This is a genomic window from Streptomyces amritsarensis, assembly GCF_001953875.1.
Taxonomy (GTDB): Bacteria; Actinomycetota; Actinomycetes; order Streptomycetales; family Streptomycetaceae; genus Streptomyces; species Streptomyces amritsarensis.
Genome location: NZ_MQUR01000001.1, coordinates 75,857 through 97,058 on the forward strand (window position 1 = coordinate 75,857; position 21,202 = coordinate 97,058).

14 protein-coding genes are annotated in these 21,202 nt (G+C 72.4%); 7 read left to right on the plus strand and 7 right to left on the minus strand.

Features of this window, described 5'->3' with window-relative positions; genetic code table 11:
• Positions 1–49: 49 nt before the first annotated feature.
• The 3 genes from AVW11_RS00340 to AVW11_RS00350 are packed head-to-tail and all read left to right on the plus strand — an operon-like array spanning position 50 to position 4,238.
• Positions 50–1,261 carry a glycosyltransferase family 4 protein gene (locus AVW11_RS00340; protein ID WP_051700244.1) on the plus strand — a complete coding sequence of 404 codons (1,212 nt, stop codon included), beginning with the start codon at positions 50–52 and terminating at the stop codon, positions 1,259–1,261.
• A complete protein-coding gene (locus AVW11_RS00345) occupies positions 1,258–3,012 on the plus strand; it encodes a lipopolysaccharide biosynthesis protein (RefSeq protein WP_076042869.1) in 1,755 nt (584 codons plus the stop codon). The genes AVW11_RS00340 and AVW11_RS00345 overlap by 4 nt, the downstream gene beginning before the upstream one ends.
• Positions 3,009–4,238 carry an MATE family efflux transporter gene (locus tag AVW11_RS00350; protein WP_076042870.1) on the plus strand — a complete coding sequence of 410 codons (1,230 nt, stop codon included), beginning with the start codon at positions 3,009–3,011 and terminating at the stop codon, positions 4,236–4,238. Before AVW11_RS00345 ends, AVW11_RS00350 begins: the two co-directional genes overlap by 4 nt.
• A 60-nt stretch (positions 4,239–4,298) precedes the next feature.
• Here the strand turns inward: AVW11_RS00350 and AVW11_RS00355 are convergent, their stop codons facing one another.
• The gene (locus tag AVW11_RS00355; RefSeq protein WP_107423217.1) at positions 4,299–5,747 is read right to left on the minus strand and encodes a hypothetical protein; all 1,449 of its coding nucleotides are present in this window, start codon (positions 5,745–5,747) and stop codon (positions 4,299–4,301) included.
• A gap of 171 nt (positions 5,748–5,918) precedes the next feature.
• Between AVW11_RS00355 and AVW11_RS00360 the strand changes: the two genes are divergently transcribed.
• Entirely contained in the window at positions 5,919–6,458 is a 540-nt protein-coding gene (locus tag AVW11_RS00360) for a WcaF family extracellular polysaccharide biosynthesis acetyltransferase (protein WP_030846695.1), read from the plus strand.
• Between the two features lie 8 nt (positions 6,459–6,466).
• Positions 6,467–7,582, plus strand: coding sequence for a glycosyltransferase (locus AVW11_RS00365; protein WP_076042872.1), 1,116 nt, complete (start codon positions 6,467–6,469; stop codon positions 7,580–7,582).
• Between the two features lie 16 nt (positions 7,583–7,598).
• On the opposite strand, the gene AVW11_RS00370 is transcribed toward AVW11_RS00365, so the two are convergent.
• The 4 genes from AVW11_RS00370 to gmd form a co-directional block, all read right to left on the minus strand.
• Complete coding sequence (locus tag AVW11_RS00370) at positions 7,599–7,814, minus strand: DUF6458 family protein (protein WP_030846689.1); 216 nt, start codon at positions 7,812–7,814, stop codon at positions 7,599–7,601.
• 118 nt (positions 7,815–7,932) lie between these two features.
• On the minus strand, positions 7,933–8,610 hold the full coding sequence (locus AVW11_RS00375) for a hypothetical protein (RefSeq protein WP_030846686.1): 678 nt from the start codon (positions 8,608–8,610) through the stop codon (positions 7,933–7,935).
• Between the two features lie 141 nt (positions 8,611–8,751).
• Positions 8,752–11,529 (minus strand): CBM96 family carbohydrate-binding protein, encoded by a 2,778-nt coding sequence (locus AVW11_RS00380; RefSeq protein ID WP_060176812.1) that lies wholly within the window; start codon positions 11,527–11,529, stop codon positions 8,752–8,754.
• Positions 11,530–11,774: 245 nt separating this feature from the next.
• Positions 11,775–12,788, minus strand: a complete 1,014-nt coding sequence (gmd, locus tag AVW11_RS00385) for a GDP-mannose 4,6-dehydratase (protein WP_030655773.1) — start codon at positions 12,786–12,788, stop codon at positions 11,775–11,777.
• A 308-nt stretch (positions 12,789–13,096) separates the two neighbouring features.
• Between gmd and AVW11_RS00390 the strand changes: the two genes are divergently transcribed.
• Complete coding sequence (locus tag AVW11_RS00390; RefSeq protein ID WP_076042873.1) at positions 13,097–14,041, plus strand: GDP-L-fucose synthase family protein; 945 nt, start codon at positions 13,097–13,099, stop codon at positions 14,039–14,041.
• Between the two features lie 22 nt (positions 14,042–14,063).
• On the opposite strand, the gene AVW11_RS00395 is transcribed toward AVW11_RS00390, so the two are convergent.
• Positions 14,064–15,539, minus strand: a complete 1,476-nt coding sequence (locus tag AVW11_RS00395) for a sugar transferase (RefSeq protein WP_030846675.1) — start codon at positions 15,537–15,539, stop codon at positions 14,064–14,066.
• Between the two features lie 382 nt (positions 15,540–15,921).
• Here AVW11_RS00395 and AVW11_RS00400 point away from each other — a divergent pair, with 382 nt between their 5' ends.
• On the plus strand, positions 15,922–18,189 hold the full coding sequence (locus AVW11_RS00400) for a M4 family metallopeptidase (RefSeq protein WP_060176810.1): 2,268 nt from the start codon (positions 15,922–15,924) through the stop codon (positions 18,187–18,189).
• Between the two features lie 203 nt (positions 18,190–18,392).
• On the opposite strand, the gene glgP is transcribed toward AVW11_RS00400, so the two are convergent.
• A complete protein-coding gene (gene glgP / locus AVW11_RS00405) occupies positions 18,393–21,029 on the minus strand; it encodes an alpha-glucan family phosphorylase (RefSeq protein WP_060176809.1) in 2,637 nt (878 codons plus the stop codon).
• Positions 21,030–21,202: the final 173 nt, after the last annotated feature.

Below are 21,202 nucleotides of genomic sequence, written 5' to 3' on the forward strand. Positions count from 1 at the left end.
CATCCAGGGGAAGAGGGGACGCACGGTGTCCAGATCCGGTCAGCGGCGCATGCTGCTGGTTTCCACCAATTACGCTCCGGAGCACGCGGGCATCGGCCCGTACGCGACGCAGATCGCGGAGCACTGGGCGGATCTCGGCCACGAGACGCACGTCCTCGCCGGCATGCCGCACTACCCGGCGTGGTCGCTCGAGCCGGAGTACAAGGGGGCGCTCCAGCGCACGGAACAGCGCGCGGGGGTCACCGTGCACCGGCGTGCGCACACCGTGCCGCCGCGCCAGACCGCCGTCAAGCGGGCCCTGTTCGAAGGATCGATCCTGCTGCACGGCTCCGTCGCCCCGCCGCGCATGCCCAGGCCCGACGCGGTACTGGCCCAAATGCCCAGCCTGGCCGGCGGGGTGCTCGCCGCCCGGCTCGCGGCGCGGTGGAAGGTCCCCTACGTCCCGGTCGTCCAGGACCTGATGGGCGCCGCCGCGGCGCAGAGCGGGATCAGCGGCGGCGACAAGGCTGCCGCCATCGCCGGCCGCGCCGAGGCGTACGCGCTCAAGCGGGCCACCCTCGTCGGCGTCATCCACGAGACCTTCGTGGAGCGGGTCGTCGGCATGGGCGTGGACCCCGGCCGGATCCGCCTCGTGCCCAACTGGTCCCACGTGCCCAAGCCCTCCAAGCCGCGCGGGGAGACCCGCCGCCACCTGGGCTGGGGCCCCGGCGAGACCGTCGTCCTGCACTCCGGGAACATGGGGCTCAAGCAGGGGCTCGAAGTCCTCGTGGGCGCGGCCCGACTGGACCCGAAGGTCCGTTTCGTCCTGATGGGCGACGGCAGTCAGCGCGCCGCCCTGGCGGACCTCTCCGCCGACGTGCCGAATCTGGACATCATCCCCCCTGCCGCTGACGGCGACTTCCCGGATATCCTCGCGGCGGCGGACGTTCTCGCGGTCACACAGCACGCCGCCGTGCTGGACATGAGCGTCCCGTCGAAGCTCACCTCCTACTTCCAGACCGGCCGGCCCGTCGTCGCCTCCGTGGCGGCGGAGGGCGGGACCGCCCAGGAGGTGGAGCGCTCGGGCGCAGGGGTGCTCGTCCCGCCGGAGGACCCCGAGGCCCTGCTGAAGGCCGTACGGGCCCTGGCGGAGGACCCCGAGGGCGCGGACGCACTGGGAGCGGCCGGACCCCGCCACGTGGCGGCACACCTGAGCCGTGAAGCGGGCCTGGCCCGCATCGACGCACTGATGGACGAAGCACTTGGGGGAACCCGGCCGTGATCGAGACGAACCGCCCGGCAGCGGCAGCGGCACCGGCCGACGACGAACCCGACCTCCTCCGGGACCAGTTCCGCCAGCTCCTGCGCTACCGCAGGCTGATCGGCGCGGGCATCGCCGTCGGCCTGCTGGGCGGCGTCTACCTCGGCATATCCACCGCCGACACCTACGTCGCCACCTCCGACGTCGTGCTGCGCGCGCCCACCGACGACCCGTTCAACCCGAGCCTCGCCCCCGACAAGGCGATCAACATCGGCTCCGAGCGCCAGGTCGCGCTCAGCTCCTCCATCGCCAACGAGGCGGCGAAGAAGCTCGGGGTGTCCGCCAAGGACTTCGCCGCCCTGCGCTCCGGCCTCCAGGTGACCAACCCGCCGCAGACCATGGTGCTGCGCTTCACCTACACCGCGGACTCCCCCAAGGAGGCCGCCAAGCGCGCCAACGCGATGGCCGATGCCTACCTGCTCAAGCGGCAGGAGTCCCTCGACGCGACCCGCGACAAGATGGTCAAGGGCTACAAGGAGCAGCGCGACCCGATCGCCAAGCAGCTCGACGAGCTCTCCAAGGAGATCGCCCGGATGCCCGCCGGCGCCGGGCGCGACGCGGCCAGCTCCTCCAAGACCGACCTGCAGAGCGAGGTCGGCGGCTACAACAGCAAGATCACCAAGCTTGAGGCCCTCGACATGACCCCGGGCCGGGTCACCAGCGCCGCGACCGCGCCCACCGCGACCGACGGCCCCGGCATCCTCATGTCCCTCGCGCTCGGCGCGGCCGTGGGCCTCGCGCTCGGCCTGCTGGCCGCCTGGGTCCGGCTGGTCTTCGACCCGGCGCCACGCTCCGAGGGCGACGTGGCCCGGGCCCTGCGCGCGCCCGTCCTGGGCTACCTGCCCAGGGACCGGACGGGCGGCGGGCCGCTTCTCGCCGCCGGCGAGGCCGACCCCCGGCTCGCCGAGGAGTACCGCTCGGTGGCCTTCCGCCTCGCCTACGACTCCCGCTTCGCCGACCGGCGCCGGCTCCTCGTGGTCGCGCCCCGCGGCAGCAGCGAGACCGCGGCCGCGGTGGCCGTGAACCTCGCGGCCTCCTTCGCCGAGACCGGCAAGGACGTGCTGCTCATCGAGGCCGACCTGCGCACCCCCGTACTGGCCAGCCAGCTGCCGACCGACGCCGGCGGCCGGCCCCGCTGGAGCCAGGGCCAGGGCGGCGCGCCCGCGCCCGGGCGCCACTCCGACTCCGAGTGGCCCGACGGGCGCCAGCTCGTCGTGGACGCCGGGGAGTCCGGCTCCTTCGACCTCATCCCCGGCGACCGGGCGCGCAACGTCCCGCGCGCGCTGACCTCCGCCCGCGCCACCCGGCTGATCTCCGAGGCCGACGCCCCCAACTCCACCGTCGTCGTGCTGGCACCGCCGGTGCTGTCGTACGCCGACGCCCTCGCCCTCGTCGACCGCGTCGACGGCGTCCTGGTCGTCACCGACCCGCGCGCCATCCACCGCACCGACCTCATCCGGATCCGCGAACTCATCAGCGGAGCCGGCGGCACGGTCCTCGGCGCGGTGCTGCACGCGCCGCTGCCCGGCGAGAAGCGCGGCAAGGGCAAGGGCGGGGCGCCCGCCGACGGCCCGGCGACGGCCGCGAAGCCCGGGAACAGCGCGCCGCAGCCCCCGCCGATCCCGTACGAGGTGGCCGAGGCCGAGCAGCACATCCCCGGTGACGGCACCGACACCGTCGCGCTGCGCACCGTGCGCACGGGCCGCAGGTGAGCCGACGCGGCCTCGCCGCCGTCGCCTCGGTCCTGGACCAGGCGGCCTCCAGCGCCACGAACATCCTGGTGCTGGTGCTGGCCGCCCGCCTGTCGTCGGCCTCCGCCTTCGCCGACTTCTCGATGGTCTACGTGGCCTTCAGCGTGCTCCTCGGGCTGAACATGGCCTACGTCGGGCAGAGCCTGGTCCTGGAGAAGGGCGACGGGCTCGGCGCGGCCTGCCGGTCGGCCGCCGGTTTCACCGGGGCCGCGTCGGCCGCCGTGGGCGTCCTGCTCGCGACGGTGGGCCTGGCGCTGCCCGGGGCCACCGGGCGGGCCTTCCTCGCGCTGGGCCTCGTCCTGCCGCTGGTGCTCCTCCAGGACGGGCTGCGCTACTGCTTCTCCGCGCTGCGCGCCCCCGAACGGGCACTGGCGGCCGACGCGCTGCGGCTGGTGTGCGTGGTCGCCGCGCTGGCCGTGCAGCCCGAAGGGGCCTCGGCGGGGCGGCTGGTGCTGGTGTGGGGCCTCTCGGCGCTGCCGGCGCTGGCGGTGGGCCTGTGGCTGCTGCGGCCGTACGTACGCGGCTCCCGCGCGGACCTGCGGCCGTACCTGCGGCGGGGCCACCTGGGGCAGCGGTTCGTGGTGGAGTTCGCGGTGGGCAACGGCTCCAGCCAGCTCGCCGTGCTGGGCCTCGGCGTCTTCGCCACGCCGCTGGCCGTCGGTGCGCTGCGGGGTGCGACCACCCTCTTCGGGCCGCTGAACGTGCTGTTCAACTCGGCGAACGCGTTCGGGCCGCCGGTCCTCGGCCGCCTCGGCGGCAGGCGCGCCACGGTCCGGGCCACGGCCGCGCTGGGCCTGGTGCTGGCCGCGGTCGGCGCGGGCTGGGCCACCGCCCTGTACCTGCTGCCGGACCGGCTGGGCCGAGAACTCCTCGGCGACACCTGGGCGTCGGCGTCCGCGCTGCTGCCCGCCACGGGGGCGCAGTACGCGGTGATGGGCCTGGGGACGTGTGCGCTGCTGACCCTGCGGGTGCTCGCCCCGAAGGCCACCCTCTCGCTCCAGGTGGTCTTCTCGCTGCTGTCCGTGGGTCTGCTGCTGGGCGGGTACGCGGTGTGGGGTGTGGCGGGTGCCGCCTGGGGCCTGGCGGCCGGCTCGGCCCTGAAGGCCCTGGCCGCCTGGTGGCGGGTGGCCCGGCTGCCGGTTGCCGTGCCGGCGGCTGCGGACCCGGCTGCGGCGCCCGCGGCCTGAACCGCCGCGCGGAGCCTGTCCGCGCCCCGCCCTTCCCCGTTTTACGGGCTCCGCCCGGGGTCAGCGCAGGGTGGTGGACTTGTCCGTGCGGTGGGTCGCGACCAGCGCGAGGCAGAGGGCCGCGATCGCGACGCGCCCCGACGCCTGGAGCAGCGGTCCGCGCAACAGGATGAAGGAGTAGCCCGCGACCAGCGGGACGACCACCGAGATCAGGCTGCCCGGCGGAGCCCGCCGCGTGGCGCGCTTGGCGTAGCGGCGGTCGACGCGGGCGGCGGCGTAGCCCAGGCCCAGCAGCCCCGCACCCATCCCCAGCGGCCCGAAGTCGAGCCACAGCTCCGCCCAGATCGGGGAGGAGAGGTTGGTGTTGACCGTGCCCATCCACTGGCCGACCATCACGCCCGTGTCCCGCGGCTTGCCCTCCCAGACCGAGCGGGGCACCGCGAAGAAGATCGACCCGGCCAGCTGGCGGCCGTAGAAGTGCCCGGGGCCCGACTCCGAGAAGGTGATGGTGTTCGCGAACATGCCGATCTGGTCGTAGTCCTTCAGGGCCATCGGCTCCAGGAAGGACGTGGTCTCGACCGGCCGGTAGTTCTTCTCGTCGTAGCGGAAGCGGTCCGCGAACGGGAAGATCAGGAGGGCGACGACCACCGCCATCGACAGGGCCACCCGGTACATCGCCGCGCTCACCGGGAAGACCGTGAACAGCAGCGCGAACATGACCGTCAGGAACCAGTACCGCGGGTTCGAGATCGGGTTGTTGACGATGAGGTTGAGGCCGGCGAGCGCCGCCCACGTGACGATGATCGACACCTTGCGGCGGGCGAACTTCGAGGTGATCAGCCAGCGTGTGTACAGCAGCAGCGAGAGCAGGGCCGGCACGGTGCCGAAGCCGCGTAGCAGGGCCTGGCCGGCCTGGCCGTCGCCGTTGGAGACGCCCGCCTCCTCGATGCCGGCGATGATCTCCTGGCGGCTGGAGAAGAACACCGCCGGGCCGCCCAGCTTCATGATGAAGGCGGCGCTGCACAGGAACGACAGGGCCGTCAGAAGCTGGAGCCGGCGCCGGTGCGCCATGACGGGCCTGGACTCCTTCTGGGAGCCGCCCGCGCGCCCGGCGGGCCGGTGGCGGGCCAGCAGCACGCCGACGTCGAAGGCCGTGCAGCCCAGCAGCACCAGCCCGATGGCGACGGTCAGATCCGAGCGGGGGCCGACGACCGGCGTCGGGACCTGGCCCAGGACGGCCTGCGCGAGCGGGGCCACGCCCATGGCCATGTAGACGAAGAGCCAGAAGGAGCCCTGGAGCAGTTTGCGGCGGCTGGTGAGGACCATCGCGGAGAGCCGTGCGCCCGCGTACATGGTGAGCAGCAGTTGGAGCCAGAAGGCCGCGTCGCGGACGCCGGCGCCCGTCTGGACGGCGACGAACAGCGGCAGGAAGACGGTGAATCCGAGGGCGAGCGGTACGGACAGCGCCCGGGAGAGGAGGGTGCGCGGGAGGGTCTCGCGGCCCCACATGCTCTCGTCCTCGAAGGGGGACGGGACGGCCGGCCCGGCGGGCGCTGCGGAGGGCTTGCGTATGTCCGTCGTCACTGCCGCCCCCACCCGATGTGCCTGGTCCGCGCGCAGTCTAGTCTGAGCGGGCCGCGCCCGGGGAGGCCGTGGCCGAGAGCACGATGGGGGCTTCTGTTGCGTGATCTTCCTTCCTTCACGCTGGCCGGGTACGACAAGGGGCGCGGGCTGCTGACGCAGGTGCTCTGGTTCGCCGTGATGAACACGCTCTTCATGGCGTGGTTCTGTCCGGCCCGGCTGCGGGTCGCGCTGCTGCGGGCCTTCGGGGCGGAGATAGGCGAGGGCGTCCTGATCCGGCACAGGGTCCGCGTGCTGTGGCCGTGGAAGCTGACCGTCGGGGACCACGCCTGGATCGGCGAGGGTGTCTGGGTGCTGAACCTGGAGCCGGTGGCCATCGGTTCGCACGTGTGCCTCTCGCAGGAGGCGATGCTGTGCACCGGCTCGCACGACCACCGGGCGGCCGACTTCCGCTACCGCAACGCGCCGATCACCGTCGAGGACGGCGCCTGGGTGGCGGTACGGGCGACCGTGCTGGCCGGGGTGACCGTCGGCCGGTGCGCCGTCGCGGGCGCCGGGGCCGTCGTGCACAAGGACCTGCCGGAACTGACCCTGCAGACGCAGGACGGGCGGCGCCGCCCGGTGGAGGAGCCCAAGTGAGTGCCCCGATGAGAGTGCTGCACGCCGTCACCCTGCACTCCCCCTCGCACGCCTTCGGCGGGCCGGTACGGGTCGCGCTGAACCTGGCGAAGGGGCTGCGGGCCCGCGGCCACGAGGCGCGGCTGCTCGCCCTGGGCGAGGGCTTCGAGGAGTGGCCCACCTCCGTGGAGGGTGTGCCGGCGAAGCTGTTCCCGGCCCGCCGGCTGCTCCCCCTCGGCTTCAGCGGGATGACCTCGCCGGCGCTGCTGGCCTCGGCCGGTCGCCTGGTGCGGGACGCCGACGTGGTGCACGTCCACCTGGCGCGCGACCTGGTGACCCTGCCGGTGGCGCTGGCCGCGCTGCGCGCCGGCAGGCCGCTGGTGCTCCAGACCCACGGGATGGTGGACCCGAGCGGGAAGATCCTGGCGAAGGTGCTGGACGCGGTGGCGGTGCGCCGGCTGCTGCGCGGCGCGGACGCGGTGCTGTACCTGACCCCGCACGAGCGGGAGAGCCTCGACGCGGTGGTCGGCACGCCGCTGGCGAACACGGTCCGGCTGATCAACGGGACCCCGGCGCAGGAGGAACGGCCCGCGCCCCTGGGGGCGCCGCGCGTGCTGTACTCCGCGCGCCTGCAGGCCCGTAAGCGGCCGGTGGACTTCGTGGACGCGGCCCCGGCGGTCCTCGCCGAGCACCCCGGCGCGCACTTCGTGGTCGCGGGTCCGGACGAGGGCGAACTGGCGGCCGTACGCGCCCGGATCGGGGCGCTGGGCCTGACGGACCGGTTCACGGTGCCCGGGGCGCTGTCCGGTGAGCAGGTTCTGGCGGAGTTGCGCCGGGCCCACGTCTACGTGCTGCCCTCGGTGGACGAGCCGTTCCCCATGTCCGTCCTGGAGGCCCTCGCGGTGGGCGTCCCCTCGGTGGTGACGCACTCCAACGGCCTGGCGCGGGACATCGCGAGGGCGGGTGCGGGCCGCGCGGTCGAGCCGGGTCCGGCGGGTGTGGCCGCGGCGGTCCTGGAACTGCTGGACCCGCGGGCGGGCCGCGCGGCCTCCCTCGCCGCGCGCGAGCTGGCCGACGGGTCCTTCTCCATGGACGCGGTCCTCGACACGCTGCTGCCGGTGTACGAGGCCGCCCGGCGCCGATGAGGCGGGACCGGGCGGGTCAGAGGACGTCCCGGCGGTGTTCCTCCACCACCGGGATCGCGCCCGCGGTCCGGCGCCGCTTGTAGATGCTGGTGTAGACGGCGAGGCCGATCCCGCCCACCGCCATCATGATCAGACCGACCAGGTCGAGGTTGACGCTCTCCATCTCCCAGTCGCTGGCGAAGGTGAGGATGGCGCCCACCACGATCAGGCCTATGCATCCGCCGATGCCCATGGGTCCGCCTTCCGGTGTGGTGACTGTGACCGCGCGGGTACCCGGGTATCGGGCGTGGAAACGCCCTCCGGGGCCGGATGTACCGGCCCCGGAGGGCGTTTTCACGACTGCGGTGGTGTTACGCGGGGATCCAGGCGTAGCAACCGGAGGAGTTGAACTCCGCGGTGCCCGCCGGGATCGCGGCCGTGATCCTGTCACCGGCCTTGGGCGGGGTCTCGGGGCCCGAGGCGAGGACGGTGCCGTCCTTGCCCTTGGCCTCCCACGTGCAGTTCACGGCCTGGGTCAGCGCCCGGTAGCTGCCGGCGGCGGGCGAGGTGCGGGGACCCTCGGGGAAGCCCTTCTCCGCCGCGGCGAGGATCGGCTTCTGGTCCGGGCACAGGTGCGTGATCGCGTCCTTGGCGCCCGGGATCTCCCCGGTGATGATCGCGCCGGTCGCCGCGTCCTTGTCGCGCTTGGCCGTGCGCGCCACCCGCTGGCAGGCCTCCTGGCCGCTCTGCAGGACGGCCGCCGGGTCCATCTTCTCCGGGACGCGCCCGCTGAGGTACTTCTTCTCCTCCGCCGTGAAGCTGCCCGTCTTCGGGGTGAGCTTGGCGTCGGGGAGGACCGGGCCGGTCGGCTTCGCGTCGGCGGCGGGCGACGCCGCCGGGTCCGGGGTGTCCGCCGGGTCGGGGGCCGCCGACGAGGCCGGGGGCTTCGCCTTCGCCTGGGCGTCGGAGTCGTCCCCGCCCGAACTGCAGGCGGTCAGCGTCAGTGCGGCGGCGAGCAGGACAGCGGCCGCTGCGGAGCGTCGGTACATCGGGTGGCTCCCGTACTCAAGGGGGTGTGCGGTGGATCAGGGCCGGCCGTGATCCTGCGTGCACCCCCGAGGGGGTGTACGCAGGAATGCGGGGCCCGGCCACGCAGCCGGGCCCCGCATTCCGTCAGGCGGTTGGTGGTGCTACGGCGCGCCGAAGGTGAGGACGAGCTGCGGAGTGCCCTCCGCGGCCGTGGCCTCCGAGGACCACAGCCACAGCGGGTCGCTGCCGTTGCTCGTCAGGCCCAGGCTGTAGCTGCTGCCCAGCACCGCGGTGACCGCGGCGGTGTCCAGCTGGACGTTGTGCACGGCCGAGCCGTCCGCCACGCCCGCGATGGTGCCGAGCGGGGTGGCGCCGAGGGCCGGCTTGGTGTTGAACGTCGTGCTCGCGCCGCTCCAGGTACCGGTGACCGGGACCACGGAGACGGTGTCGGCGGTGCCGGCACCCGTCTGCGTGGTGGTCTTGAACTGCAGCGAGGCGGACTTCAGGACCTGGCCGGCCGGGGCGGCCGGCAGGTCGAAGCGCATGTACGCCTGGTACAGCGAGCCGCTGCCGCGCACGGCGAGCGAGCTGGACGTGCCGTAGGCGGTGCTCGGGGCGCCCTGGTTGATGTAGGTGTCCTCGGTCGTCTTGACCGTGGAGACCGTGTCGGTGGGAGCCTTGGCCAGGTCGAAGTGGTTCTTGACCTGGGCCTGGGTGAGCGCCGTCGGGTACACGGCGGTCTCGTCGAGCTGGCCGGCGAAGAAGTTGCTCGTCGGACGGGTCGGCCAGCCGGAGAGGTTGTCGCCGCCCGCGTGCCAGTAGCCCGCGTAGGTGCCGTTGCTGGTGGCGTTCAGCGTGCCCTTGTTCTGGCCGTCGACGTACAGCGTGATGCCGCCGGGGCCCTGGGTGCCGACCACGTGGTGCCACTTGTTGTCGTTGTACGTGTCGAACAGGCCGGTGGAGACCGTCCGGACCGAGCCGTTGTAGACGCCGAACACCAGACGGCCGGTGTTGGTCATGTAGATGTGGCGGTCGTTGGAACCGCTGTTGCGCGTGGTGTTGTTGCCGAAGCCGATCAGCTTGCCGCCGCGCGTGGTGTTCGTCTTGAACCAGGTCTCGATGGTGAAGGTGCTGCCGACCGACTGGCGCCGGTCGCTGTGCACCTTCTGGCTGGTGCCGTTGAAGCCCATGGCGTTGCTGCCGGGGACCGCGCCGGGAGACTGCTTCAGGGCGGGGGCGTTGACCTGGATGCCGCTGCGGTTGCCGGACACCGAGGAGTCGGCGACGTACGGGCTGACCACGTCGTCGTAGCGCCAGTACAGCTCCGCGCCGTCGGTGCGGACCTGGTTCGGGTAGGACTGGACCGCGGTCGGGACGGTCACCGAGGCGGTGGCCGACAGGGCGCTGGTGTTGCCCGCTGCGTCGGTCGCGGTCACCCGGTAGGTGTACGACTGGCCGGCCTTGACCGTGGTGTCGTTCCAGGAGGCCTGCGGGCGCTCCCACTCCAGCGAGGCGGCGGTGACGGTGGCGGCCGGGGTGGCCGAGCCGTTGCGGTAGATGCGGTACGTCAGCTTGCTGTCGTCCGCGTCGTAGCTGGTGCGCCAGCGGACCTGGACCTCGCCCGGCTTGACGCTGGAGGCGCTGGCCACCGGGGTGGTCGGGGCGCCGACGTCGCCGGTGGAGGCGAAGCGGGTCAGGGCCTGCTGGGCCTTGCCGTTGATGAGGGTGAACTCACCGCCGACCCACATGTACTTCACGTCGTTCTTCTCGGCCACGGCCATCACGCGCGGGCCGATGCCCTCGCCGAGGCCGTCGTTGGCCGTGGGGTGCCAGCCGAGCTTGCCCGGGCCGCGCACGAAGCCGTCCACGGGCGCGGGGGCGGCGCCTTCGTGGTTGGTCGGCTGGGCGAGCAGGAAGTGCCGCTTGCCGTCGGGGAACTCCTGCTCGGTGGAGCAGTCGTGCGCGTGCGAGGAGCTGTAGAGGACGCCCTGGTACGGCAGGACGAACTGCGTCGCGCCGAGGCAGCGGTCACGCCACTTCTCGGTGAAGTCGCTCAGGCGCAGGCCGATGCGGCCGTCGAAGACACCGCCGCCGGAGCCCTCGTTGCCCGTGTAGAAGCCGGTGTCGTCGGTGGAGATGTCCTTGACGACCGAGTTCGACGGGATGTTGGTGTAGGTCTTCTTCACGGCGCCGGACGTGGCGTCGACGACGGCCAGCGCGTGGCTGTTGGCGTTGTTGACCGTGAAGAAGTCGCCGCCGAGCAGCACGCTCTTGCCGTCGGGGGTGACCTCGACCGCGCGGCCCGGCTCGTCGACGTTGGCGACGAAGGGCTTGAGCGCGCCGGAGGAGGCGTCCACCGCGGCGAACCGCTCGCGGGTCTGGCCCTCGACGGTGGTGAAGTCGCCGGCCGCGTACAGGGTGTCGTCCGTGACCGCGAGTCCGCGCACGGTGGCGGGGAAGCCCGGGTGGAACGCTGCCTTGGGGGTGCAGCTCGCGATGTCGATGGCCGCGACGCTGGAGACCGGGGTGCCGTTGACGGCGCCGAAGTAGCCGCCCGCGTAGAGGGTCTTGTTGTCCTTCGAGACGACCAGCGTGCGCACCGTCGCGGTGCCGTCGCCGATGGTGAAGGCCAGCTTGCAGGAGGTCGGCTTGCCCGTCGCGGCGTCGAGCGCGACGAAGTTCACGGCCTCCTGCTCGGCACCTGCCACGCCCTCGGGCGGGCGGACGGCCGAGAAGGTACCGCCGGCGAAGACGGTGCCCTCCGCCTGGGCCATCGCCCAGACGATGCCGTTCGGCTGCCACGTCGGCAGCTCGTCGGCGGTGAATGCCACCGGCGCCGTGATGGCGGACGCCTGGGGCATCAGCACCAGGCCTATTCCGGTGCCCGCCCCGGCCAGTGACAGTACGAGGGCGGCAGTCAGCCCTCTGGATCTACGCATGAGCCCCCCAGGGCAATCGCCCGGTTTGATGGCTGGAACTATCCGAACAGCCATATGTATCTGGCGCAGACTAGGGCTCACGCGAGGGCCTGGTCACCTCCCTTGACCCGTTGCATACCAACTTGGAATCAAAGGTTCAGCATGGAGGGTGCACTAGGGACATACGGCACGTTTACCCCGGCCACACTGGCGCAGAACCGCCTGCATGACCGGAACACGGCAAATCGTAGGGGAAATATAAGCCCTCAGCGATCGATACGGACCGTCGCGCCCGCCAGTTGGTCCTCGACCTGGCGGATGTCGGCGTCGACCATGATCTGCGCCAATTCGGCCACCAGGACCGACGGCTTCCAGCCGAGCAGGTCATGGGCCTTGGAGGCGTCGCCGATGAGGGCGTCGACCTCGCTGGGGCGCTCGTACTTGGCGTCGTAGCGCACGTGCTCGGTCCAGTCGAGGCCGGCGTGCGAGAAGGACGACTCGACGAACTCGCGGACGGTCGCGGCCACTCCGGTGGCGACGACGTAGTCGGTGGGCTCGTCCTGCTGGAGCATCCGCCACATGGCGTCCACGTACTCGGGGGCGTAGCCCCAGTCGCGCACCGCGTCGAGGTTGCCGAGGTAGAGGTGGTCCTGCAGCCCGGCCTTGATACGGGCGACCGCGCGGGTGATCTTGCGCGTCACGAAGGTCTCGCCGCGGCGCGGGGACTCGTGGTTGAAGAGGATCCCGTTGACGGCGAACATGTCGTACGCCTCGCGGTAGTTCACCGTGGTCCAGTACGCGAAGACCTTCGCGGCGCCGTACGGGCTGCGCGGGTGGAACGGGGTCTGCTCGTTCTGCGGCGGCGGGGTGGACCCGAACATCTCCGAGGACGAGGCCTGGTAGATACGGGTGTCGACGCCGCTGGCCCGGATGGCCTCCAGCAGCCGCAGCGCGCCCAGGCCCGTCACGTCGCCCGTGTAGAGCGGGGCGTCGAAGGAGACGCGGACGTGGGACTGCGCGCCGAGGTTGTAGACCTCGTCGGGGCGTATGTCGCGGAGCAGGTTCACCAGGGCGACGCCGTCGGAGAGGTCGGCGTGGTGCAGGACGAAGGACCGGTTGGCCGTCTGCGGGTCCTGGTAGATGTGGTCGACCCGCTCCGTGTTGAAGCTGGAGGACCGCCGCACGAGACCGTGCACCGTGTAGCCCTTGGAGAGCAGGAGCTCGGCGAGGTACGAGCCGTCCTGTCCGGTGACTCCGGTGATCAGTGCGGTCTTGCCCATGGGGTCCCCTTGCTGGTGGTTGCTGTGTGTCGTGGTGAGGCGTTGCCTCGGTGCAGGTGTGGAGCGCGCCCCGCGGGGCGGCGCACCGAGCGGTCGGGCCGCGGCCGGGCGGCTGGATGCGTACCGTACACGCCGGTCGGCGAGCGCCCCCCGCGGGGCGTGCGCCGCTCTGTGCTGCGGACGCCGCCCGGTACGCCTGCGGTTCCGAAGCCGGCCTGCCGGCCGGGCCGGCCGCCGGCAGGCGGGGCCGGGGCGCGGGCCGTGGACCACTGCCGCTGCGGCGGGAGCGGACTGGCATCATCGGCGGTATGACAAGTTCGCTGCCGCTCCTGCCCCCGAACGCCCGCGTCTTCGTCGCGGGCCACCGCGGCCTCGTGGGGTCCGCGGTCGCCCGCCGGCTCACCGCGGACGGCCACGAGGTGCTCACCCGGGGCCGTGCCGACCTCGACCTGCGCGACGCCGCCGCCACCGGGGCGTACCTGAAGGACGTCCGCCCGGACGCCGTCGTGCTGGCCGCCGCCAAGGTCGGCGGGATCATGGCCAACAGCACGTACCCGGTGCAGTTCCTCGAGGAGAACCTGCAGATCCAGCTCAGCGTGATCGGCGGCGCCCACGCCGCCGGCGTGGGCCGGCTGCTGTTCCTCGGGTCGTCCTGCATCTACCCGAAGCTGGCGCCGCAGCCGATCCGCGAGGACGCCCTGCTGACCGGCCCGTTGGAGCCGACCAACGAGGCCTACGCCCTCGCGAAGATCGCCGGCATCGTCCAGGTCCAGTCGTACCGCAAGCAGTACGGGGCCTCGTACATCTCGGCCATGCCGACGAACCTCTACGGGCCCGGCGACAACTTCGACCTGGAGACCTCGCACGTCCTGCCCGCCCTCATCCGGCGCTTCCACGAGGCCGCCGCCGAGGGCCGCGAGGAGGTCACCCTGTGGGGCTCCGGCACCCCGCGGCGGGAGTTCCTGCACGTGGACGACCTGGCCGCCGCCTGTGCCGTACTGCTGGAGAGCTACGACGGCGACGAGCCGGTCAACATCGGCTGCGGTGAGGACCTGACCATCCGCGAGCTGGCCGAGACGGTCGCCGAGGTGACCGGCTTCCGGGGCCGGCTCGCCTGGGACACCTCCAAGCCCGACGGGACGCCGCGCAAGCTGCTGGACGTCGGCCGCCTGACCTCTCTCGGCTGGAAGCCCGGCATCCCGCTGCGGGACGGCATCGCCTCCACGTACAAGTGGTGGCGCGAGCAGAGCTGATCGCACAGGCGGCCTCGGCCCCTCAGTAGGCTCCGCGACCGTCGACGACGGCGCGGAGCGTACGGCCCATCACGTCGACGTCACTGGTGAAGGACCAGTTGTCGACGTACTGCAGGTCCAGCTGGATCGTCTCGTCCCAGGACAGGTCCGACCTGCCGCTGATCTGCCACAGCCCCGTCATCCCGGGCCGCACGGTGAGCCGGCGCAGCTCGACCTCGTCGTACTGGGCCACCTCCTCCGGCAGCGGCGGGCGCGGGCCGACGAGCGACATGTCGCCCATGAGCACGTTGATGAGCTGGGGCAGCTCGTCCAGGGACGTGCGGCGCAGGAGCCGGCCCACCCGGGTGACCCGGGGGTCGCGGCGCATCTTGAACATCAGGCCGTCGTTCTCGTTGGCTCCGGCCAGCTCCGCCTTGCGCGCGTCGGCGTCCACCACCATCGTGCGGAACTTCCACATGACGAAGGGGACCCCGTCGCGGCCGATACGGCGCTGGCGGTAGAAGGCCGGGCCGCGCGAGCCGAAGCGGATCGCGAGGACGATCCCGAGGAGGAACGGGGAGAGCAGCAGCAGGCCGGCCGCGGCGCCCACCCGGTCGAGAACCGACTTGAGCAGGGTCTGCACACCGCGGCTGACCGGCGGTGCGACGCGCAGCACGGCGAGTCCGCCCGCGGAGAGGGTCTCCAGCCGCTTGACGGAGACCTCCACCAGTCCGGGGAAGACCGCGAGTTCGAGGCCGGCGTCGTGCAGGGCCCAGGCGATGCGGCGCAGCCGCTCCCCGGTGATGCGCACGCCGGGAGCCACCAGGACCAGGTCGGCGTGGTGGCTGAGGACCGCGCCGAGCACGGCCGCGGAGTCGACGCCGGGGGCCTCGGGGGCGTCGGCGTCGAGCCGTGCCGCCACGGGGACGCCGCTGGCGAGCCGGCCGGTGCCGACCGGGACGACGCCGACGACGACGTAGGGGTGGTCGGTGCGGGCGGCGAGGTGCGCGATGACGTCCTCGGCCGCGTCGGGCTCCCCTATCACCAGCACGCGGCTCACGGCCTGGGCCTCGCGGCGGGCGGCGGAGAGGTGGCGATAGGTCAGTTTGTGACAGGCCACGGTGATGAGCAGGGCGGGCAGCAGGGCGCCGAGGGCGGACAGCCGGGGCGTGTCCTCCTCGGTCACCACACGCGCCACGGCCAGCACGCCGATCAGAATCAGCCAGTCGTGGAGCACCGGCAGCACACCGCGGGACTCCCCGAGCGCCCGGGTGGCGTACCGGCGGCGCAGCGCCTGGATGCCGGTCCACGCCACGGCGGCGGCCAGGGCGCAGTAGACGGGCCGGACCTGCTGGGCGGCGTCGAAGACGAGCCCCACGGGGACGGCTGCGCCGACGAAGTCGGCGGCTATCGCGGCCGGACGGTACCAACGGGCCTTGTCCCCGAGGCGCCGCACGGGCGCCAGGGACTCATGGGCCGCCCTGGCCACTCTTTGCGCAGGAAAATGGACATGCCTCATGGGCCCCCCTGGCACGTGGTCTATGACAGTGGCAGGTGTCCATGGCTTCCCCTGGCGATGAACATCTGCCGCACCGGCAAACAGTACGACAAACACCCGTACGGCAAACGCCGTTTCGGTCAAACCAGCCTCTTGTTGCGCAAGTGTTAGCAACCGGTAGTTGACGTTCCGGATCGTGGACACCGTGGGACGCACACGAAGGTGAATGGTCCGGATACCGGATACGTATCTTCGAACAACGAACCGTTTCCGGCCAACCTTTTGACGCGGCCCTGACATCCGACGCGCCAGGTGGCAATCTTCGACCGTTCATCGCACCGCACCTGCTCTGCCCGGAGGCCCACCCAGCCGTCCGGAACCCCCCTTGCAGAAGGAGTCTGCGTTGAGGTCCACCCCCCAGAGGCGTGCCACCGCGGCGGGCGCGCTCGTTGCCGCGGCAGCCCTGCTCGCCGTAGGTATACAGACCGGAACCGCCACCGCCGACGCCACCGCGTCACAGGCACCCAAGGCCGCCCAGTCCAACCCGGGCGCGGCCAACCGCGTACTCAGCGCATCGGAGCGTGCGACGCTCCTCGCAGAAGCCAACTCGACCACCGCGCAGGCCGCCAAGGCGCTCGGCCTCGGCAGTGGCGAGAAGCTCGTCGTCCGCGACGTCGTCCAGGATGCGGACGGTACGACGCACACCACCTACGAGCGGACCTACGACGGTCTGCCCGTGCTCGGCGGCGACCTCACCGTCCACGCCAAGAACGGCGTCACCAAGAGTGTGACGAAGGCGACCCACCACGAGATCAAGGTGGCCACCACCGAGGCCTCGGTCACACCGGCCGCCGCCGAGAGCCAGGCGGTCTCCGCCGCCAACGCCGAGGGGTCGAAGGAGGCCAAGCCCTCCAAGAACGCCCGCAAGGTGATCTGGGCGGCCGAGGGCGCCCCGAGGCTCGCGTTCGAGACGGTCGTCGGCGGACTCCAGCACGACGGCACGCCGAACGAGCTGCACGTGGTGACCGACGCCAGGACCGGCGCCAGGATCACCGAGTGGCAGGCGGTCGAGACCGGCACCGGCAACACGATGTACAGCGGCCAGGTGACCCTCGGCACCACGCAGTCGGGCAGCTCCTGGAACCTGACCGACGCCGCGCGCGGCAGCCACAAGACGTACAACCTCAACCGCGGTACGTCCGGCACCGGCACGCTCTTCTCCGGCCCCGACGACGTCTGGGGCAACGGCCTGCCGTCCAACCTGGAGACCGCCGGCGCCGACGCGCACTACGGCGCCGCGGTCACGTGGGACTACTTCAAGAACGTGCACGGCCGCAACGGCCTGCGCAACGACGGCGTCGCCCCGTACAGCCGGGTCCACTACGGCAACAACTACGTGAACGCGTTCTGGCAGGACTCCTGCTTCTGCATGACGTACGGCGACGGTGACGGCAACGCCAAGCCGCTCACCTCCACCGACGTGGCCGCGCACGAGATGACCCACGGCCTGACCTCGGTCACCGGCAACATGACCTACAGCGGTGAGCCCGGCGGTCTGAACGAGGCCACCTCCGACATCATGGCGGCGGCGGTCGAGTTCTACGCCAACAACCCGCAGGACGTCGGCGACTACCTGGTCGGCGAGAAGATCGACATCCGCGGCAACGGCACCCCGCTGCGCTACATGGACAAGCCCAGCAAGGACGGCTCGTCCAAGGACGCCTGGTACTCGGGCATCGGCTCGATCGACGTCCACTACTCCTCGGGCCCGGCCAACCACTGGTACTACCTGGCCTCCGAGGGCTCCGGCGCCAAGGTCGTCAACGGCGTGAGCTACGACTCGCCGACCTCCGACGGCCTGCCCGTCACCGCGATCGGCCGCGACGCCGCCTCGAAGATCTGGTTCCGCGCGCTGACCACCGGCCTGTTCAAGTCGAACACCAACTACGCGGCCGCCCGTACGGCGACCCTGCAGGCGGCGGCCGACCTGTACGGCGCCGGCTCGACCACGTACAACAACGCGGCGAACGCCTGGGCGGCCGTCAACGTCGGCCCGCGCATCGTGAACGGCGTCTCGGTCACCCCGATCGCCAACCAGAACACCCAGGTCAACACCGCGGTGAGCCTTCAGGTCCAGGCCACCAGCACCAACCCGGGGGCGCTGAGCTACGCGGCGACCGGCCTGCCGGCCGGCCTGTCGATCAACTCCTCCACCGGCCTGATCTCGGGGACGGCCACCACCGCGGGCACGTCCAACGTGACCGTCACCGTGACCGACTCGCAGAACAGCACCGGCACGGCGTCCTTCACCTGGACCGTCGGCACCGGTGAGCAGAACGTCTTCGAGAACACGAACGACTACCAGATCAGGGACAACTCCACGGTCGAGTCCCCGATCAACGTGACCCGGTCGGGCAACGCCCCGAGCACGCTGAAGGTGGACGTGAACATCGTCCACACCTACGTCGGTGACCTGGTGGTCGACCTGGTCGCCCCCGACGGCAGCGTCTACAACCTGCGCAACCGCAGCGGCGGCAGCGCGGACAACATCGTCCAGACCTTCACCGTGAACGCCTCCTCCGAGGTGGCGAACGGCACCTGGAAGCTCCGCGTCCGCGACGCTGCCAGCCTGGACACCGGCTACATCAACAGCTGGAAGCTCACCTTCTGACCCTTCGCCGCAGCGTGAGCCACGGCTGAACGGACAGACAGACAGACACGGGGCCGCCCGGGAGAAGACCTCCCCGGGCGGCCCTGTCCCATGCGGCCCTCCCGCGTACGGGACGCCCGCCCCGACGCACCGGGCGGCGGGAGGCGGGAGGCGGGAGGCGGGAGGACCCGCCGCCCGCCCCCTCGCGGGCAGCCCCGCCGCCCCTAGCGCAGCAGTACCCCGCCGCCGGAGTCCGTGCCCGCCGGGGCCGCGACCAGGCCCAGCTCGGCCGGGGTCGCCAGCAGCGGATGCGTCGGCAGGATGCGGACCGTGTAGCCGAAGGGCCCGGTGCGGTCGAGTGCGAGCGGGCCCTCGTACACCCAGCGGCCGTCCATGTCGGGGCCGGCGGCCGGCTTGAGCGGGAAGGTCCGCCCGTCCCGGATCACGTCCTGCGGGTCCACCCGGCCCGCGACCGCCTGCACCTCCACGTCCTCGGGCGCGAGCGTGTCCAGCGACACCTGCACCCGCAGCGTGAGGGTGGCCCCCAGCTCGGCGGTGCCGTTCACGGGAGCCGCGGCCAGCGCCTCCACGTGCTCGACGCCGACGCGCGGCCACGCCGCCCGGACCCGGCCCTTCCACCAGGCGAGGTCCCGTGCGGCGTCGGCGGTCAGGGAGCGGTGGGCGAGCGCGGCCGGCGCGTACAGCCGCTCCACGTACTCGCGCACCATCCGCCCGGCGAGGACCTTCGGTCCCAGCGACACGAGCGTGCGCCGGACCATCTCGATCCACCGCACCGGGAGCCCGGTGCGCCCGGCCCGGTCGTAGAACCGCGGCGCGACCCGGCCCTCGATCAGCTCGTAGAGGGCGCTCGCCTCCAGGTGGTCCCGGCGGTCCTCGTCGGCGCCGAGCCCGTCGGCCGTCGGGATGGCCCAGCCGAAGTCCGGCTCGAACCACTCGTCCCACCACCCGTCCAGCACGGACAGGTTGAGACAGCCGTTCAGCGCGGCCTTCATGCCGCTGGTGCCGCAGGCCTCCAGCGGGCGCAGCGGGTTGTTCAGCCAGACGTCGCAGCCCGGGTAGAGCTTCTGCGCCATGGCCATGCCGTAGTCGGGCAGGAAGACGATCCGGTGGCGCACCCGCGGGTCGTCCGCGAAGCGCACCAGCTCCTGCACGAGGCGCTTCCCGCCGTCGTCGGCCGGGTGGGCCTTGCCCGCGACGACGATCTGCACCGGCCGCTCCGGGTCCAGCAGCAGCCTGCGCAGCCGGTCCGGGTCGCGCAGCATCAGCGTCAGCCGCTTGTACGAGGGCACGCGCCGGGCGAAGCCGATGGTCAGCACGTCGGGGTCGAGGACGGTGTCCACCCAGCCCAGTTCGGCCGCGGCGGCCCCGCGCTGGAGCCAGGAGGCCCGCAGCCGGTCGCGTACCTCCTGCACCAGCTGTTCGCGCAGCACCCGGCGCAGGTCCCACACGTCCTGATCGGGGATGTCGGCGACGGCGTCCCAGCGCCGGGAGCCGCCGACCGACAGGGCGTCCTCGGTGCGGCCGGCGCCGATCTGGCGGGCGCCGAGCCGGACCACCTCGGGAGCCACCCAGGTGGGGGCGTGGACCCCGTTGGTCACGGAGGTGATGGGCACGTCGGCGGGGTCGAAGCCGGGCCACAGGCCGGCGAACATCTCCCGGCTGACCGCTCCGTGCAGGGTGGACACGCCGTTGGCCCGCTGGGCCAGCCGCAGCCCCATGACCGCCATGTTGAACACGCCGGGGTCGCCCCCGGGGAAGGACTCGGCGCCCAGTTCCAGGATCCGGTCGACCGGTACGCCGGCCAGCTCGCCCCCGTCGCCGAAGTGCCGGGCGACCAGGCTCCGCTCGAAGCGGTCGATCCCGGCCGGGACGGGGGTGTGCGTGGTGAACACCGTCCCGGCGCGCACCGCCTCGACGGCCGCGTCGAAGCCGAGGCCCCGCTCCCGCTCCAGTTCCCTTATGCGCTCCAGTCCCAGGAACCCCGCGTGGCCCTCGTTGGTGTGGAAGACCTCGGGCGCGGGATGGCCGCTGATCGCGCAGTACGCGCGCACCGCGCGCACCCCGCCGATGCCCAGCAGCATCTCCTGGAGCAGCCGGTGGTCGCTGCCGCCGCCGTAGAGCCGGTCGGTCACCTCGCGGGCCGCGGCGTCGTTGTCCTCGACGTCGGAGTCCAGGAGCAGCAGCGGTACGCGTCCGACGCGCGCCTGCCAGATGTGTGCGTGCAGGGCGCGTCCGCCGGGGAGGGTCAGCGAGACGCGGGCGGGTGTGCCGTCGTCCTGGCGGAGCAGGCCGAGCGGCAGTTCGTTGGGGTCGAGGACGGGATAGTGCTCCTGCTGCCAGCCGTCGCGCGAGAGCGACTGGCGGAAGTAGCCGTGCCGGTAGAGGAGTCCCACGCCGATGAGCGGGACTCCGAGGTCGCTGGCGGCCTTCAGGTGGTCCCCGGCGAGGATGCCGAGACCGCCGGAGTACTGGGGCAGGGCGGCGGTGATGCCGAATTCGGGGGAGAAGTAGGCGACGGCGGCGGGCAGTTCCGCACCGTTCTCGCGGCTCTGGTACCACCTCCCGCCGTTGACGTAGTCATCGAGGTCGGCGGCGGCGACGGCCAGGCGTCGCAGGAACCGGCGGTCTGCGGCCAGTTCCTCGAGCCTGGCGGCGGAGACGGTGCCGAGCAGCCGGACGGGATCTCCGCCGGCGGCCTGCCAGCCCTCGGGGTCGACGGATTGGAAGAGTTCGCGGGTCTCGGCATGCCACGACCAGCGCAGATTGCGCGCGAGATCGGTGAGCGGCAGCAGGGACTCCGGGAGGACGGGACGCACGGTGAATCGACGGATAGCCTTCACACGTTCCACCTTCGCAGGGGATTGCGGATCGGAGCGGCCGCACCACGCTGTGCACCCGCGCATCACCCCGGGAAGGCTAGCGACGCCCCCGCGTTCCGGCCATGCCGCCTGCGGCGGGCACCACGGTCGAGGGGGCGGCGGTGTTCCGCGGGGCGGCGCCCGACGGGGCCCTG